Source organism: Hyunsoonleella aquatilis (assembly GCF_014270105.1).
In the GTDB taxonomy this organism is placed as follows: domain Bacteria; phylum Bacteroidota; class Bacteroidia; order Flavobacteriales; family Flavobacteriaceae; genus Jejuia; species Jejuia aquatilis.
This window is the reverse complement of record NZ_JACNMF010000003.1, coordinates 123038-140533: the sequence shown is the minus strand read 5'-3', so window position 1 is coordinate 140533 and position 17496 is coordinate 123038. Positions and strand designations below refer to the sequence as shown.

The 17496-nt window shown below is 37.6% G+C and carries 16 protein-coding genes and 2 tRNA genes; 2 read left to right on the top strand and 16 right to left on the bottom strand.

The window, feature by feature from the left end; translation table 11 throughout:
• Positions 1–81: 81 nt before the first annotated feature.
• The 12 genes from uxaC to H7U19_RS09490 form a co-directional block, all read right to left on the bottom strand.
• A complete protein-coding gene (gene uxaC / locus H7U19_RS09545; RefSeq protein ID WP_186561769.1) occupies positions 82–1488 on the bottom strand; it encodes a glucuronate isomerase in 1407 nt (468 codons plus the stop codon).
• A 7-nt stretch (positions 1489–1495) separates the two neighbouring features.
• Positions 1496–2674 carry a DUF4861 domain-containing protein gene (locus tag H7U19_RS09540; RefSeq protein WP_186561768.1) on the bottom strand — a complete coding sequence of 393 codons (1179 nt, stop codon included), beginning with the start codon at positions 2672–2674 and terminating at the stop codon, positions 1496–1498.
• Positions 2675–2692: 18 nt separating this feature from the next.
• Positions 2693–3535 (bottom strand): 5-dehydro-4-deoxy-D-glucuronate isomerase, encoded by an 843-nt coding sequence (gene kduI / locus H7U19_RS09535; protein WP_186561767.1) that lies wholly within the window; start codon positions 3533–3535, stop codon positions 2693–2695.
• 14 nt (positions 3536–3549) lie between these two features.
• Positions 3550–4725 carry a mannonate dehydratase gene (gene uxuA, locus H7U19_RS09530; RefSeq protein WP_186561766.1) on the bottom strand — a complete coding sequence of 392 codons (1176 nt, stop codon included), beginning with the start codon at positions 4723–4725 and terminating at the stop codon, positions 3550–3552.
• A gap of 26 nt (positions 4726–4751) precedes the next feature.
• A complete protein-coding gene (locus tag H7U19_RS09525; protein ID WP_186561765.1) occupies positions 4752–5579 on the bottom strand; it encodes an SDR family oxidoreductase in 828 nt (275 codons plus the stop codon).
• A gap of 341 nt (positions 5580–5920) precedes the next feature.
• Complete coding sequence (locus tag H7U19_RS09520; RefSeq protein ID WP_186561764.1) at positions 5921–6922, bottom strand: GntR family transcriptional regulator; 1002 nt, start codon at positions 6920–6922, stop codon at positions 5921–5923.
• A 350-nt stretch (positions 6923–7272) separates the two neighbouring features.
• Complete coding sequence (locus H7U19_RS09515) at positions 7273–7644, bottom strand: hypothetical protein (RefSeq protein ID WP_186561763.1); 372 nt, start codon at positions 7642–7644, stop codon at positions 7273–7275.
• A gap of 4 nt (positions 7645–7648) precedes the next feature.
• Positions 7649–8209, bottom strand: coding sequence for an RNA polymerase sigma factor (locus tag H7U19_RS09510; protein WP_186561762.1), 561 nt, complete (start codon positions 8207–8209; stop codon positions 7649–7651).
• A gap of 88 nt (positions 8210–8297) precedes the next feature.
• A complete protein-coding gene (locus H7U19_RS09505; RefSeq protein ID WP_186561760.1) occupies positions 8298–9350 on the bottom strand; it encodes a serine hydrolase domain-containing protein in 1053 nt (350 codons plus the stop codon).
• Between the two features lie 228 nt (positions 9351–9578).
• Positions 9579–9653: transfer RNA gene (locus H7U19_RS09500), tRNA-Pro, on the bottom strand.
• A 21-nt stretch (positions 9654–9674) separates the two neighbouring features.
• A tRNA-Ser gene (locus tag H7U19_RS09495) sits at positions 9675–9758 on the bottom strand.
• 95 nt (positions 9759–9853) lie between these two features.
• Positions 9854–11902, bottom strand: a complete 2049-nt coding sequence (locus H7U19_RS09490) for an HD family phosphohydrolase (protein WP_186561758.1) — start codon at positions 11900–11902, stop codon at positions 9854–9856.
• A 262-nt stretch (positions 11903–12164) separates the two neighbouring features.
• Between H7U19_RS09490 and H7U19_RS09485 the strand changes: the two genes are divergently transcribed.
• Positions 12165–13343 carry an acetyl-CoA C-acyltransferase gene (locus H7U19_RS09485; RefSeq protein ID WP_186561756.1) on the top strand — a complete coding sequence of 393 codons (1179 nt, stop codon included), beginning with the start codon at positions 12165–12167 and terminating at the stop codon, positions 13341–13343.
• An 80-nt stretch (positions 13344–13423) separates the two neighbouring features.
• The gene (locus H7U19_RS09480) at positions 13424–14173 is read left to right on the top strand and encodes a C40 family peptidase (RefSeq protein ID WP_186561754.1); all 750 of its coding nucleotides are present in this window, start codon (positions 13424–13426) and stop codon (positions 14171–14173) included.
• Positions 14174–14195: 22 nt separating this feature from the next.
• On the opposite strand, the gene serB is transcribed toward H7U19_RS09480, so the two are convergent.
• The 4 genes from serB to H7U19_RS09460 all read right to left on the bottom strand — a co-directional run bounded on the left by serB (position 14196) and on the right by H7U19_RS09460 (position 17473).
• Positions 14196–15419 (bottom strand): phosphoserine phosphatase SerB, encoded by a 1224-nt coding sequence (serB, locus tag H7U19_RS09475; protein WP_186561752.1) that lies wholly within the window; start codon positions 15417–15419, stop codon positions 14196–14198.
• Between the two features lie 93 nt (positions 15420–15512).
• Positions 15513–15998: an ABC transporter ATPase gene (locus H7U19_RS09470; RefSeq protein WP_186561750.1), complete on the bottom strand. Its 486-nt coding sequence runs from the start codon at positions 15996–15998 to the stop codon at positions 15513–15515.
• 51 nt (positions 15999–16049) lie between these two features.
• On the bottom strand, positions 16050–16835 hold the full coding sequence (locus H7U19_RS09465) for a (Fe-S)-binding protein (protein ID WP_222597413.1): 786 nt from the start codon (positions 16833–16835) through the stop codon (positions 16050–16052).
• Positions 16836–16855: 20 nt separating this feature from the next.
• Positions 16856–17473: an outer membrane beta-barrel protein gene (locus H7U19_RS09460; RefSeq protein WP_186561748.1), complete on the bottom strand. Its 618-nt coding sequence runs from the start codon at positions 17471–17473 to the stop codon at positions 16856–16858.
• Positions 17474–17496 lie beyond the last annotated feature (23 nt).

The following is a 17496-nucleotide window of genomic DNA, read 5'->3' as shown; positions in this document are numbered from 1 at the left end:
TTATAAATCGCTACCCTTTATAAAAAAAGTATAATCACAATCGGCCCTAAAGCCAAATGTATTCAAATTAGTTGAATTGCATTAATTAAAATCAAAATAATTCTTTGCGTTGTAATAGCAGATGTCTTGAACCATTTTACCAAGAAACTCTATGTCGTCAGGTACTAGGCCTCGCTCAACATCCTCTCCCAATAAATTGCACAAAATACGCCTGAAATACTCATGCCGCGGAAACGACAAAAAGCTCCTGCTATCGGTGAGCATCCCGACAAATCTACTTAATAGCCCCATATTAGACAAACAATTTATCTGGTTTTCAATACCATCTTTCTGATCTAAAAACCACCAGGCCGAACCCCATTGCATCTTTCCTGGGCAATCTGAATTTTGAAAATTACCCATCATTGTGGCAAAGGTTTCATTTTGCGATGGGTTAAGATTATAAGTTATTGTTTTGGCCAACTGGTTAGTGCTGCTTAACGCGTTGAGGTATTTAGATAGACTATCTATCATAGTGTAGTCTCCAATGGAATCACAGCCGGCATCTGCACCGACCGTATTCTGTAAATGATCATTATTATTTCTAATCACTCCCAAATGGTACTGCTGTACCCACTTTTTTTCATGGTATTTTTTCCCTAAATGAAGTAGAACTGCGGAACGGAATTTTTGGGTATCTAGCTCCGAAAGCGATTCTCCTTTTAACCTGTTCTTAAATATTAAAGCTACTTCCTCTTCATTAAAACCTATATAAGCAAAAGCGCCACTTATACCATAGTCCGAAAGCCTGCAACCGTTGTCATTAAAAAATTCGATCCTTTCATCAATAGCCTTTAAAAGTGCTTCAATACTATCAATTTTGAAACCAACGCAAGTGGCCAGTTTTTCAAGGTAGTTTAAGTAGGTACCGTTCTCAATAAGCAACAAGGTATCCGGCCTAAATGTTGGAAATACCTTTGTGAAGAAATCAGATTTTGCAATCTCTTGATGGTAGCGCAAATCATCTGTTGGATCATCGGTGGTACATACTACTTCAACCTTCATATCCTCGAGCAATTGAGCTGGTGTTCTATCCTCTAAAATAGCATTGCATTTTTCGTAGATTTCTTCTGCATTGCTAGGTTGCAAGATGTCGTCAACACCAAAATAGCGCTTCAGCTCCAACTGGTTCCAATGAAACAGAGGATTACGCAATGTGTACGGTACGGTCTGAGCCCATTTTAGAAATTTCTCTTTATTCGATGTAGCTGAACCTGTGATATAAATCTCCTCTATACCGTTGGCGCGCATTGCCCGCCATTTATAATGGTCTCCCTTCAACCACGCTTCGGAAATATTTTTAACAGGCTTGTTTTCTGCAATTTCCTTGGCCGAGAGATGGTTATGATAATCTATTATCGGCAAATCCTTGGCGTACGAATGATAAAGCTCTCTGGCCACCTCAGTTTGCAAAATAAAATTGTCCGTAATAAAATTGCTAGCTTTCATAAATCACTTATTCAATTGTTACTTTAAGCGGATTATTAATTTTTAGTGAAAATTCATCCAGATAACTTTCCCATTCAGATTTGGACGAAAAGTCTTTTGACTCTTTCCACCCAAAGCCAGCATAATACTTCGCTAATCCATTTTCCACTTTAATCTCAGCAAATAGGTTACTTTGATCTTTTAAAGTTGTATCAAAGAGAACGCTTGACACCATATTATTGTTTGGCACAACTACAGCTGTCCCTAATTCTGAATCCCCATGAGGTTGCCAATAAGACACCCATCCCGAAGTTTGATTTTGGGTTGGCTCACCATCCTTTTCATGGAGTGTTAATCCCGCATAGATGGTTTCTGCACCTTTCAATTCGACCTTAAATTTTGAAAGATGACTCCCATAATCCAACGATATGTGTTTCGTTTCTGAAATTTCGTTCCCTCCAGCATCCCAATCCGCATATTCCAAAATAAAACTTGTTCGTATTGGGCCAGTGGTAATCGTCTTCCATTGGGTAAAATTTTTGGAAATATAATAGATTGAATCACTCTTAACCGCTATGCCTCCAACACCACGACTTACACCAACATGAAAATTATCCAAACCTTCGCCCTTGTCCTTATGATAGGCTCCCTTTTCTTTTTGATCTTCGGCATACCACTTGTTTATAATTGGGTAATCTACCTTTTTCAGCCATGCATCAATACCGCTGGTCAAGGTACCCCCTTTTACGGAATCTTCTACCATTTTTTGAGCGGTAGGCCCAAAAGTTCTAAAGGCCACTTTGTTATTTTCCCAGGCATAATCGTCAGTGCGCTCTGGGACAAACCTTGAATAACAGTAATCTGTAGATTCAGGCACCTTAGAGGATTCGGCTTTTACCAATTGAAACGTTTTTATTTCATTGGCTTCCACCTGTGGTTGAAAGAGCAATACATCGGCATTTCCATCTCCGTCTTCATCTACAAATTGTGATATTATGAAGGTATTGCTTTCTAAATCCTTGACCGACAAATGCTCAAATTCCGCATTCTCTGCCATTTTCAAATCGGACTTATTGATTTCAATAGTTTCAAAAGAGCGTTTAATACCCAATGGATTTTCCACTGTTACAATATATTGAGCTTGATGTTGACATGAGGTAAGGCATATCACTATGGCTACCAAAATCTTGTATAGGCTTGCTTTCATGTTAAGTATATATACGCTCTATCTTAATTCGGTTATTTTGGCAACATCCATATCGCCATAATCTAAATTCTCGCCAGCCATACCCCAAATAAACGTATAGTTTGAAGTTCCCGAACCAGAATGGATCGACCATGGTGGAGAAATAACCGCTTGGTGGTTCTGCATCCAAATGTGGCGTGTTTCTTGTGGTTGTCCCATAAAATGGCAAACGGCTTGACCTTCAAGAATATCCAAATAATAATAGATTTCCATTCTTCTATCGTGAACGTGCGCGGGCATGGTATTCCATACACTACCCGTTTTAAGCTCGGTCATCCCCATTTGCAATTGGCACGTATCTACAATACCACCGATTATTTGCTGGTTCACAGTGCGATGGTTTGCCGTCTCTAAAGACCCCAATTCAATTTTATTGGCTTCCGCCTTGCTTACTTTTTTTGTTGGATAACTCTTGTGGGCCGGAGCCGAGTTCAAGTAAAATTTTGCTGGTTTTTTTGAATCTACACTTTTAAAAACTACATTTTCGTTGCCGCTGCCAATATAAAGTGCATCTTTTAGCGTTAGCTCATAAACCTCTCCATTTACTTCAACAATACCGTCGCCACCAACATTGATAATGCCTATTTCCCGTCTTTCCAAAAAATATGATGATTTTAACGGGTCGATGGTTTCCAAAGTAATTGGGGCTTTCACCGGTACGGCTGAACCCGCCATATATCTGTCGTAATGTGTATAGACCAAAACCAACTGGTCTTCCTGCATTAAATTATCAATTAAAAACTCATCTCTTAACTCTTTGGTATCATACTGTTTTACAGCTTTTGGGCTTGATGCGTATCGCGTTTCGTAGTGTACTTTCATTTCTTTAATTCAATTTATATTGTTTGTTTTAAACCGTATTCCAATCCTCTTAACTCGGCCAAGCCTCGCAATCTGCCAATTCCCGAATAGCCGGGGTTGGTTTTTTTATGTAAATCGTCCAGCATTTGATGGCCATGGTCCGGTCTTACCGGAATTGCAAAATCGGCACGTCCTTCGGCACGCCTTCTTTTTTCTTCTACTAGAACTTCTTTTACAATGCTGTACATGTCCACATCGCCTTCCAAATGGTTGGCCTCGTAAAAATTACCATGCTCGTCGCGCTTTGTACTTCTTAGGTGAAGGAAATGTGCGCGATCGGCAAAACGCTTGAATATTTTCACCAAGTCATTATCGCCCCTTACGCCAAGGGAGCCCGTGCAGAAGGTAATACCGTTGGCCCTATCGGGAACATTATCGAATAAATAGGCATAGTCTGACTCGGTACTCACTACTCTTGGCAATCCTAAAATAGGATATGGAGGATCGTCAGGATGGATACACATTAAAACATTGTTCTCGGCGGCCACAGGAATGATTTCCTTTAGAAATGCCACTAAATGCTCCTTCAATTTTTGAGCATCAATATCCTTATATGTATCTAACACAAGCTGAAACTGCTCCAAGGTATATCCTTCCTCAGCCCCTGGAAGCCCTGCGATAATATTGTTTATTAATTGCGTTTTTCCTTCTTCTGAAAGATTATCGAAATAGGCTTTGGCCTTCTCCTTTTGCGCTTCAGAATAACTATTTTCCGCTCCTGGTCGTTTTAATAGGTACAGCTCAAAACAGGCAAATGCCACTACATCAAATCGTAAGGCCTTTGAGCCGTCCGAAACCTCAAAACCTAAATCTGTTCTCGTCCAATCTAACACTGGCATAAAATTGTAGCATACTGTATTAATACCACATTTGGCCAAATTCTCAATACTCGTTTTATAGGTTTCGATATAGTTTTGAAAATTCCCAGAGCGTGTTTTAATACTTTCATGAACAGGGATGCTTTCCACAACGCTCCAAGTTAAACCCGCCTCTTCTATTATATCTTTTCTTTTTTGGATCTCATCAACGCTCCATACTTCACCATTTTTAATATGATGAAGTGCCGAAACTACCCCAGTAGCTCCTGCTTGTTTAATATCCGATAAACTAACGGGATCATTGGGCCCGTACCATCGCCATGTTTGTTCCATAAATTTAAATCTGTTGTTCCTTTTTATTAAACTCCGCTATATGCGCTAAATCCTCCATCAATTGGAACGACTACACCCGTTACAAATGATGATCCTTCACCGCACAACCATAAAGTTGTTCCCACCAAATGCTCGGGCTCTCCAAATTTGCCCATTGGCGTTTGTTCTATGATTTGATTTCCTCTTGGGGTCAAACTGCCATCTTCATTAGTTAACAAAGTTCTATTCTGCTCAGTTAAGAAAAAACCAGGCGCCAAGGCGTTTACGCGAATACCAACTTTCGAAAAGTGCACGGCCAACCACTGTGTAAAATTTGACACGGCCGCTTTTGCCCCGCTATAAGCTGGTATTTTAGTTAAGGGCGTAAATGCATTCATTGACGATACATTTAGAATACTACAGTTATCCCTACCTACCATATCTTCGGCAAAAATTTGGGTTGGCAACAAGGTCCCAATAAAATTTAAGTTAAATACAAATTGAATTCCTTTTGGATCTAAATCAAAGAAGGTTTTAAATCCTTCTGTTTTGTTCAGCAAGTCTTCTGCTTGTAGAAACGGGTTACTTGTTGTGCCTAATGGATGATTTCCACCCGCACCATTAATTAGAATGTCACATTTACCGAGTGCTTTGTTAACCTCTTCTTTTGCCAAGACCAAAGAGTCTTTTTCTAAAACGTTGGCTTTCACCCCAATGGCTTTGCCTCCAGCATTATTTATTTTTTCTGCAACCTTGATGGCCGCATCTTTGTTTAAGTCGAGTAAGGCTATTTTATGTCCTTCCTTTGCTAATGCCTCTGCCATAGTACTGCAAAGCACCCCACCTGCTCCGGTTATTACTACTGTTTTTCCCATTTTCTACTTAGTTCTTCAATTATATTTAATTTGATTCAGTTAAAATTTGTTTATCTTATTTTTGAAACCAACGAAGCTCAGCTACATTATGCTGAAAATGTATCTGCAAGATGGCTTTTTTTCTTGAAATAAGGGTATATCTGTTTGAAGATATTGTTATTGAGTCTATAAATCATACATCATGTCCTTAGATCAACTTCTTGATACTGAAAAAAGCACTTGGGACGTATGCTCAAATAGTTATAGCAAATCTAAAAAACATACTTGTTTAACCTGTCCTGCTCTGTCCTGATAATCTTGTTTTTTTTACCGTATTACGGAGATGGATTTATCAGAAGCACCTAAAGGGATTCCCTTAAAATTAGGTTAGTTTTTAAATATGTTTGCAATGGAACATCGGCGGTAATAAATTGGGCAACTTTATTACCAAATTCTCTAAAATCAACCGAAATAACGGAGATGCCTTTTTTAGTAAAACGTTTTAACGGGGTATCGTTATATGACAAAATTCCAACATCCTTACCTACAATTAAATCGGCATCAGCACATTGACCAAGTAATTCATATAAAATGCGATCGTTCACACATATATAGGCTGTATTCTTTTTAACAACCAGCTCTGAACCATTATTGCTTACACTGTATTCTAAACGATTTGAATTACAAAACTTTTCGAAATATGACACACTTTCATAAGGGTGATGTGTATATTCAGGATAGATAAAACATAGCGCTTCGTAATTCTTAAATAAATGAAGTGCATCTTCCAAACAAGAATAAAACGCTTTGCCGAAATCTTGAAAAACATAATTTTCGGCCAATTTCAAATTAGCCTTCCAATCGATAAGCAACAGTTTATGTCTGTCAATTTTGGAAAGGGTACTTTCTACGTCCGGATGGTCAAAACCCATTACAATATATTTGTAATACTTTCCATTTTCAACATCCAGCATAGACTTGAAATTCTTGATATTGTAGTGGTGAAACTGCAAATCAACTATTACATTATCGGGCAGGCAACCCATAAAGGAATGATAAAAAACTTCTTTGTATGCCTTGAAAGTGCTAATTAACATAAGCACCTTTTTAGTGTTCTGAGATATGTAATAACCCTTGTTGGGGGTAGCCTGAATGTAGCCCTGTTTTTTAAGCAATACGTAAGCCTTATAAACAGTATCCCTTGAAACACTGTAATCCTTACTGAATTCGTTTATCGAAGGTATAGATTCGCCCTTTTTTAAAGCATTTGTCTCAATAGATTCCTTAAAAGCATTTACGATTTTAATATATTTCGGGGAATCATTATTGCTTAAATTCTTTAATTTTATAAGTTTAGTTGGCATTTCCTGTACAATCTGATTAGCTTAAATTTGTTCTTAAACTTTAGTAAGGTTTTACCTCAAAATAAAAGGATATTAAAACAATAACTATCCTGCTGTGTCCTTTATCAAAATTTAACAATTCCGTGGGGTTTATATTCTATTATGCTTCGTCAGAACAAAGATTTTAACCAATTAAAAGACCTTTAAATCAATGTGGTATTCGTAAAACTGATTTCTGAAAGTTTGCCTGGAAAGCCTATAACAAATGAAAAATTGTTTGGAGTTACTTCTGGCTTTTCTTTAATCACAACTAAAGAAATCAATAAAATAGAGATATATAAATAAGTAGATAACTTACGTTTCATTTTAAATCATCCATTTTCGCTGAGCAACATTTCTTCTAAGCTAGCTAATCTCTGTTGAATTTCTAGCAAGTTTGCAGTACGCAATCGTAAGAACATAGCAATAGTAGCCAATATCGCTACAATTAAGGCTATTGTGCCGAAAATAATTAAAAATGGAATAATAGTATCAATGACATTTTGAAACTTTACACGTCCACCGATATACATTTTATAGCTTTCTAAAAATTCCATAATCGTAAATACAAGAAATACAAGGAGTATAAGCAATGTTATTCCCCATCCAGCTTTACAGACTCTTTTAATAATTTTGTCCTTTTTATTTTCTTTTTCAATTAAGGCTCCAATTCTATCTACCTGATTTGTTTTTAACTTTTCCATGATTTTAGTGATTTTTGTTTAACCATTCCTTTATTTTATGCTTTGCATTATGTATTCTAGATTTTACTGTACCCATTGAACACCCGACAATGAGGGCTATTTCTTCGTAATCCATTCCTTGAAAATAATACAACTCAACTACCTCATTCAGTTTGGGAGATAAACTTTCCCTGGCCTTATGAATTTGTTTATGATAAAACAAATTTTTATCATCTTCATACGTTGTAAATAATTGAAGGGCAGTACCATGAGTTAGCTCGTCAAAATAGTCCAGCTTTTTACTTTTTCGGAAATAGTCCATTGCCTTATTCCTTGTAATCTGATATAACCAATATTTAAATCTAGAAACATCATCAAGCGAGGCTATTCTTTGGTATACAGAAATCCAAACCTCTTGATTTAAATCTGAAGCCGCATCGCTTTTAACTAAACTCTTTAAAAATCTACGTGTTACAGGGTTAAACTGAACACACAACTCTTTGAATGCTTGTTGATCACCTACCTGACACCTCAACACAAGCAAATTGAGTTTTAAACCTAAAGAGTTTTGAGTTTTGGAATTCATTGAAACATCATTAATTACAATAGCAACCTATAAGGTGAATCATATTTTTTTAATGCTCATTTTAATATTAATTCAGTGGTTATTGAGATTAAATTGGGTTATATAACTTAGCGACCTTTTTTAAAATATCATATTTCACTTTTCCTTTGTTAGACCTTCTATATGCTGCTTTGGTTTTATAGGCTACGACTACATTAATTTCTGGGTAAACAGCTATTACTTGCCCCATAGAACCTAGAGCAGCATATGCATTTTTAAATTTTTTATCTTGCATATTTTCGAATAACCACCACATATATCCATATCCAAAATTTACTCCCTTATTTTTAAAAATGGGAACGTTATTATTAATTTCTTGATGCGTAGTTCTTTGTTTTAACATTTCGTCCACCCAATGCCTCGGTATAACTTGTTGACCGTACCAATTTCCTTTATTAAGCATTAATAGTCCTATTCTAGCCATATCTCTTGTTGAAAACCACATTGGATACGCCAAATATTTTGAAAGTGCTATATTCCCCCTTTTTCCCTGAAGATTTCTGTTCCAATCTTGCATATTTATTGGCCTTACAAGTTGTTCTTCAACCTCATCATAAATACTCTTTTTTGTTTCTTGTTCAAAAACAAAACCTGCAACATTGAAATCCCAATTATTGTACAACCAATATGTCCCTGGCTTTACAGAACCTCTTTTGGGGGCATATTGTTGTAGCCCTCCTTTATAATTTTCGGGGTGGTAAACCCCAGATCGCGCTGAAATTAAGTCTCTTATTGTAGCTTTTTGTTCTATTGGCAAAATACCTTTAACATCATCTATTTTCAGCTCTTTTAGTGTTTTATTTAAATCAATAGTCCCATTTTCTACATATTTACCATATAACATGGACAAAACACTTTTCCTGCAAGATGCTATGTAGCTATTCTCTCTAATATCACCATAGTCATAAATAATTTGTCCGTTGTATACTATCACAAGTCCGGTAACCTTTGTACTATCAATAATGTATCTATTGAACTTTTTTATTTTTTTAATGTTCCAACCTGACGATTTTGGATTCTTATTGTAAATCCATTCATTTTGAGCAAAAACTGAACTAGCTAGTGTTGACAGTACAGCAAATAGTAATATCAAATTTTTCATAAGATGTTTTTCAAATTATCACACCTATAGGACGCAACAACTTTTAGAATGTTCAGTTTTGGATTAAAAATGGATTTTTAACCTTCTAAGGCATTTTCAGTGAAGTATTGTACACCTTTTTAATGGGTTTAAAGCTTTCATTTGATATCAAATAAAAACCCATAAAAACAAAAAACACTGATAATCATAAGATTAACAGTGTTCTGCTTCGACCTATAACTAGGCTTGTCGGGGTGGCAGGATTCGAACCTGCGACCTCCGCGTCCCAAACGCGGCGCGATAACCGGGCTACGCTACACCCCGAATTGGCTATCTTTAAACTTGCGGAGAGACCGGGATTCGAACCCGGGCAACACTTACGCGTTGACAGATTAGCAATCTGCTCCATTACCACTCTGGCACCTCTCCCAGCTCTTTAAAGAACTTAGCAATCAAAATTGCGGTTGCAAATGTAAGTCTTCATCTGAAAGAACACAACTTTTTTTTATTTATTTTTTCATTTTTTATTCAGGATATTCTATCCTTAAATGATAAATATTTGCAAGCTTGTGTTTTAGTATTTTTTTAATGGACTGTATTTCCTTAAACGTAATATTCGCATTCAAAAACTGCTCTTCATCAATCTGCTTATTGATAATGTTTTCCACAAAGGCATCAATTTTGGTTGACGTAGGGTTTTTTAAACTTTTTGATGCCGCCTCAACACTATCGCACATCATTAAAATGGCCGTTTCCTTACTAAAGGGTTTTGGTCCGGGATAACGGAACAGATCCATATCGATATCCTTATCAGTTTCCTTAGCCTTTATAAAAAAATAATAGACTACGCTAGTCCCATGGTGTGTTCTTATAAAATCAATGACCCTGTCCGGCAGGTTATATTTTTTAGCTATTTCGATGCCATTTATCACATGATCGGTAATAATCCTAGCGCTTTCCGTTGAAGATAGTTCATCATGTGGGTTTATTCCCGTGGATTGGTTTTCAATAAAATAATTAGGGTTTACCATCTTCCCAATATCGTGATACAATGCCCCTACCCTAACAAGCATGGCGTTGGCCCCAATTTCATTGGCGGAAGCTTCTGCTAAATTTGCAACGTTTAACGAATGGTGAAATGTTCCAGGAGCAATATTAGACAACTCCTTTAGTAATTTTGTATTGGTATCGGACAACTCCAAAAGCGATACATCGGAAACCAATCCGAACAATTTCTCAAATGCATAAATCAAAGGCTGTACAAATAATGTGGCCAATCCGCAAAGGAAAAACAACAAAAAGTTGGTCAAATCAATGGTTTCTATACTGCCTTCATGAATTACAAAAAATGCGAAATACGCAATAATATAGATCAGCGTAATCTGCCCGACGGAAATAAAAAGATTGGCCCGCTTATACAGTTCTGAAACCGTAAGTATGGTAACAATACCTGCCAAAATCTGCAAAAACATATATTCGTAGCTATTGGGAACTATTGAACCCAAAAGCAACACCGTTATCACATGGGCAAACATCCCAAGTCTGGCATCAAAAAAGGCTTTTAAAACCAAAGGCAGCACACATATAGGCACCACGTATAAGAACTCCGAATTGTAGTTTACAACCAAAGTTGTGATAAATACCATCAACAATACATTGAAGAAAATAAAAGTAACTTTTGTGTTGTTTTCAAACACTTCAATACGATATTTTCTCAGAAAAAGGAGCAACATCAACAAAGCCAAAGCCACCAAAAGTGTATAGGCGAAAAGAATCCAATTATAGTTGGACTCATTCCACACTTGCGACTCATATTCAGATTGAAGAGATTTCAAAATCTGAAATTTATCCCCCTCAACTACTTCCCCTTTGGAAATGATAAGCTGCTCCTTTTCGATACTTCCTCGGGTATATGAAATCTTGTTCAAATCGCTATTTAGGGCCTTTTCGGTAAACGACTTGTTATATTTCAAATCAGGCTCAATAATATCGAAAAACAATGCTACGTACTGCGGGATGTAAGTTTTCAAATTACGCTTCCTCAAAGCATTCTCAATGAAGTTCCTTATTTCATCCTGCTGAATCAAATTGGAAAAGGTTGTACTTTGCATCTCAACATTTCCGCTTAAAATGGTCACCAACTTATCATCTTCAAAATTCATGGATTCCGATAGGACACCATAAGCGTAGAGCTCATCGATAATATCCAATCCATTTTGTTTCAGTCTTTCAGAAAGCGTGTTGGAAATGGAGTCCGTAAAGTTTTCCCTAAAATCAGCGTCGTAATTTTTTAGGACTTTACTTTTGATGCTTTCATCTAAATCGAAATACGCCGGCGCCCGGCTTTCAATGTCCTGTATTTCCTTGGCGATTTCGGCATCCGATTTTTTGATAGCAAAATCAAAGGGAGCCTGCAAATCCTCTGATTGCCAAGGCTTCCCTTTTTCAAAACCGTATTTAAATTTTCCGCTCTTTGGAAAAAGATAAACAATTAAAAAAGTAGTGGAAACGAATAATAGGACCTTATAGATCAGCGAATGATTTCTGTAAAGTTTATTGATAAAGTCCCTCATAGTTTATCTTAGTAAATTCAAAAGTACATGAATTTTTTCATTTGAAAACTCACAAAAGACAAATGAAATAAATTACATGGACTAGCGGAGCGGTTACAGAGGTGAAACTGAAATTTGTAGTTTTAAAATTTATGAAATTCAGTTTTACAGAAGAAAAGCAATAAATTTCGTTGCATAATCTTGATTTTTTATAATAGCCCCAATCCTTATATTATCTGTTAAAAATTGATTATTTTCGCCTGTAATAAACTCGCGAATAAAGATGGATTCAGACGTTGTAATTGTTTCTGTGGCAAGAACACCTATTGGAAGCTTTTTAGGGGCATTGTCCACTGTACCCGCTACAAAATTGGGTTCGATAGCCATTAAAGGGGCTATGGATAAAGTAGGGTTAAAACCTGATTTGGTGGAGGAAGTTTTTATGGGCAATGTGATTCAGGCCGGTACTGGTCAAGCCCCGGCAAGGCAGGCCGCGTTGGGTGCAGGTATTCCAAATACGGTGCCATGTACCACGATAAATAAAGTTTGCGCGTCCGGAATGAAAGCTGTAATGCATGCCGCTCAGGCCATCCGCTTAGGTGATGCGGAAATAGTAGTTGCTGGAGGTATGGAAAATATGAGTTTAATCCCACATTATCTTTATGCGAGAACTGGAACAAAGTTTGGCCCAGGTACTTTAGTGGATGGCATGCAAAAGGATGGACTCGTCGATGCCTACGACCAAAATGCCATGGGTGTTTGTGCAGATGCTTGCGCTACTGAATATGAGTTTTCAAGGGAAGCTCAGGATGCCTATGCCATTCAATCTTACCAACGCTCGGCGGAAGCATGGGAATCCGGAAAATTTAAAAATGAAGTCGTTCCAGTTGAAGTACCGCAGCGAAGAGGCGAACCGATTATTGTAGATACCGATGAGGAATTCACTAAGGTAAAACTTGAAAAAGTCCCGAGTTTGCGCCCCGCTTTTACAAAAGAGGGAACGGTTACTGCCGCCAATGCGTCCACCATTAATGATGGTGCAGGTGCCATGGTCTTAATGAGCCGAAAAAAAGCTAATGAACTCGGACTAAAAATACTGGCAATTATTAAGAGCTACGCTGATGCCGCACATGAGCCCAAATGGTTTACAACGGCTCCGGCAAAGGCACTGCCAAAGGCTTTGGCTAAAGCAGGAATTGTTCAAAAGGATGTTGACTTTTTTGAGTTCAATGAGGCATTTTCCGTGGTAGCCCTTGCTAATATGAAAATTTTAGGTTTAAATGATGAAAATGTAAATGTAAATGGTGGTGCTGTATCCTTAGGGCATCCGTTGGGTTGTTCGGGCGTGAGGATTTTAATTACTCTTCTGAGTGTTTTGGAGCAAAACGATGCCAAGATTGGAGCAGCCGCAATCTGTAATGGAGGCGGTGGTGCTTCCGCAATGGTTATTGAACGACCCTAATCAGTTGACAGTGAACAGTGGCAGTAGGCAGTTAATTCGCATGGAAAACATTTTCTTTTTTTGATACTAACTTTTGATTGATGCAGTACGGAATTTGTAATTTAAGTATCGTTCCCTTAAGATTTGAGGCTTCTGACAAAAGCGAGTTGGTGTCGCAGGTACTTTATGGCGATTTTTTTAAAGTGACTGAACTCCGCAAGAATTGGAGCAAAATCCGTTTGGCATTTGATAAATATGAGGGCTGGATTGACAACAAGCAATACCTTGAAATTTCAGCCGAGGATTATAGAAGCCTAAATATCGAAACACCCAGAATTGCAACTGATTTGGTGGAATTTGTTCAAGATGAAAATGAACAACTGTCTCCTATCCCATTGGGCTCCTCATTGAATGGGTTGTCGCTATTGAACCATCAATTCGATGGTAATTCTACCGAAGGTCTATCGGATAAATCAAATCTAGTCAACACTGCATTTTTGTATTTGAACAGCCCGTATCTTTGGGGTGGAAAAACCCCGTTCGGTATTGATTGCTCTGGGTTTACGCAGATGGTATATAAACTTAATGGCTATAAACTGCTTCGAGATGCTTCACAACAGGCTACTCAGGGGGAACCTCTGAGCTTCATTGAAGAAAGCGAGCCTGGGGATTTAGCTTTTTTTGACAACAATGAGGGAGAAATTATCCATGTGGGCATCATCATGAAAGATAATTACATCATCCACGCACACGGCAAAGTGAGAATTGACCGTTTGGATCACTCAGGAATTTATAATGTGGACAAAAAAAAGCATACCCATAAACTTCGGGTCATCAAAAAAATAGTCTAATTTGAAAGTCTTCGGTTTTTTTCTACTCCAATAAATCAATATGCCTATCATGGTAGCCCAGCAGATATAATACACCATCCAGCCCTATACTGGAAATAGAACTTTGGGCATTGTCCTTTACTTTAGGCTTAGCGTGAAACGCGATACCCAGACCTGCTAAATTAAGCATGGGCAAGTCATTTGCCCCATCACCCACGGCAATAGTCTGGCTAATATCGATACCCTCCTTTTCAGCAATTTCCCTAAGATATTCGGCTTTTTTGTTACCGTCCACAATTTCGCCAATGTATCCTCCTGTTAAAGCGCCGTCCTTTATTTCTAACTGATTGGCATACACGTAGTCAATCCCCAATTCCTTCTGCAAATAATGGCCAAAATAGGTAAACCCACCAGATAATATCGCTGTCTTAAAACCATAACTGTTCAGCGTATCCATTAATCTTCGCGCTCCTTTGGTAATAGGCAAATTCTTCGCCACATCTTGCAGGACTTCTTCACTCAGACCTTTTAGCAACTTCATTCGGCGTTTAAAACTTTCGTTGAAATCAATTTCGCCCTGCATGGCAGATTCTGTAATGGCTTTCACCTGTTCGCCTACCCCCGCCAATTCGGCTAGTTCATCAATGACCTCTGTTTGAATTAAAGTTGAGTCCATGTCAAAACATACCAAGCGTCGGTTCCTTCTGAAAATATTGTCCTCCTGAAAAGCGATATCTACATCCAATTCTTTGGAAATCTGCATGAATTTCTCAGTGAATTCAGATTTGTTATTGATTTTGCCTCTAATAGACAATTGAATAGACGCACGTGGATACTCTTCCTTTTTGACTAGAGATAATCGCCCTGTCAATCGTTTTATGGAGTCTATATTTAGGTTCTTTTCAGAAATTATTTTTGTGACTTCGGAAATTTGTTCGGCAGCCAGTTTTTCGCCCAAAATGGTGACAATATATCTATCCTTTCCTTGCAGGCCAACCCAGTGCTCATACTCGTTTAGGGAAATAGGCCTGAACTTCGCTTTAATACCTAATTCATAAGCCTTGAACAACAAATCCTTTAACACAGCAGCAGACTTTTTTCCTGACTTAATTTCAAACATGATGCCCAAAGACAAGGTTTCGTGAATATTGGCTTGGCCTATGTCCAAAACCTTCGCGCCATACTCCGCCAAAACGCCAGTTAAACCTGATGTCAATCCCGGTCTATCCGGTCCAGAAATACTTAAAAGGAATATATCAGTAGCCATAATTTGTGCTGTCGATTTTGAAAGCTGTAAAAGTCACTATTCTATTTTAAATATGAAAATTTTTTGGAGCTTAATCCTTTAAAGCAAAACCTACTATTTTAAAAATCGACTATGCCAGCTTTCGCTCGCAGGGACTTCCCAGTTCTCCTTAAATTCAGCAATATTGGCTACAAGATTGTTGAAGACAACAGTGTTCTTTGACACCGCTTTATCCTTTGCCATTTTTCTGAAATCCGTTAAAGATTTATAAGCCACAAACTCTCCCTGCTTATAAGACACATTCATTTTGTCCATTAGATCTACATTGAAATCTTTCTCCAACTGTTGGATAAAATGTACAGAAGCATCAATTGAACACCCTGTAGCAGAATTCAATTGTTGATTCAGCCCTATGACAATAAATCGCTTATATTTAATTGTATAGCCTGCCTTCAAGTCGGCTCCGTGAGCGGTCCAGTTTTCAATAAACTCAGCCAACCTTGACTCTATCTCTTCAATTTCTTCGGGAGTAAAAGAACGATTGGCTTGGTAAATCCAAACTCTGGCATCATCGGGCAATGTGTTAAAATCGACTAGCATTTTTGATTTATGATTTACGTATTACGATTTTAGATTAAAGTCAAAATCAATTTAAAGATTCATGGATTGAGCAATCAACTCGGCAACGTCCAATACTTCAATTTGGTTTTCCTTTTCTTTGCTTTTTACCCCATCTGTCATCATCGTGTTGCAATAAGGGCAACCGGTTGCAATAATATTGGGGTTGGTTTCTAAAGCATCCTCGGTTCTAAGTACATTGATGTCCTTATCCCCTTTTTCAGGTTCTTTAAACATTTGTGCGCCGCCTGCGCCACAGCACAGAGCTGTGCTTTTATGGCGTTTCATTTCTACGAGATTAGCTTTTGTTTGTTGCAACAGTGTTCTCGGTGCATCATATTCACTATTTGCCCTACCCAAATAACAGGGATCGTGAAAGGTGATGCGCTTCCCTTTATAAGTATCGCCTTCTACCTTTAATCGCCCTGAACTAATTAGTTGAGAAATAAACTGCGTATGATGGTACACTTCATATGTACCACCCAATTGTGGGTATTCGTTTTTGATGCAATTATAAGAATGCGGATCGCAAGTGACTATTTTTTTTACCTCATAACCGTTTAGCACCTCAATATTCATGACGGCCTGCATTTGAAACAAGAACTCATTTCCAGCGCGTTTGGCTACATCTCCAGTATTGCTTTCTTCGGTGCCCAACACCGCAAAATCCACATTGGCCTTGTGCAGAATCTTAACGAAAGCTTTGGAAATTTTTTTGGCCCTATCGTCATAGCTTCCGGCAGAACCTACCCAAAATAAAATTTCGGGTTGCTTGCCTTCGGCAAAAAATTCGGCCATTGATTTTACTTCGAGTGCCATGTTTATTTTAATAATATTTTTTAGATGAATACATTTATTCCAGCGCTAAGGCCAATAATATTAGTCACAAATTTTAAATCATTAGAACTTTCATCAGGTTTACTACTTGAAGATAAATACCCAACGCCTAGGTTTATTGAAATACTTTCATTTATAAAAATAGCGACCCCTCCATCAAAACCATACAAAAACAAGTTAGATTTCGATTCTGAATTACTAAAACCATTTCCGTTACTTTCAAATTGTGATTTAACTCTTCCCAAACCTATTGTACCTTGCAAAAATGGCTTAATAGAAGATTTTGAAAAATAGTATCTAACAAAGGGAGATACGGCAAAAGAAGTGCTTTTAACCTCAACCGAGCCAGATCCATTAAGATCTTCAGTAGATTTTTCAAAGCTAATAGGTGCTTGCAGACCTAAAGCCAAATTATTTATCACAAAAAAACCACCAGCAGGGCCAAACGAAACATTTGTGGCCTGTGGTCCATCTAAATCCTGACTATTAGTTTTAATTTTACTTTTTGACGACGTAAACGAAAAATTTGATGACCCTCCTACTATGAAATTGCCTTTTTCCGTTTGACAAAAAGCACTAACTGTGAATAATAACACAATTATTAAAACGGCTTTTTTCATATTTATCTGACTTAGTTTCTAAT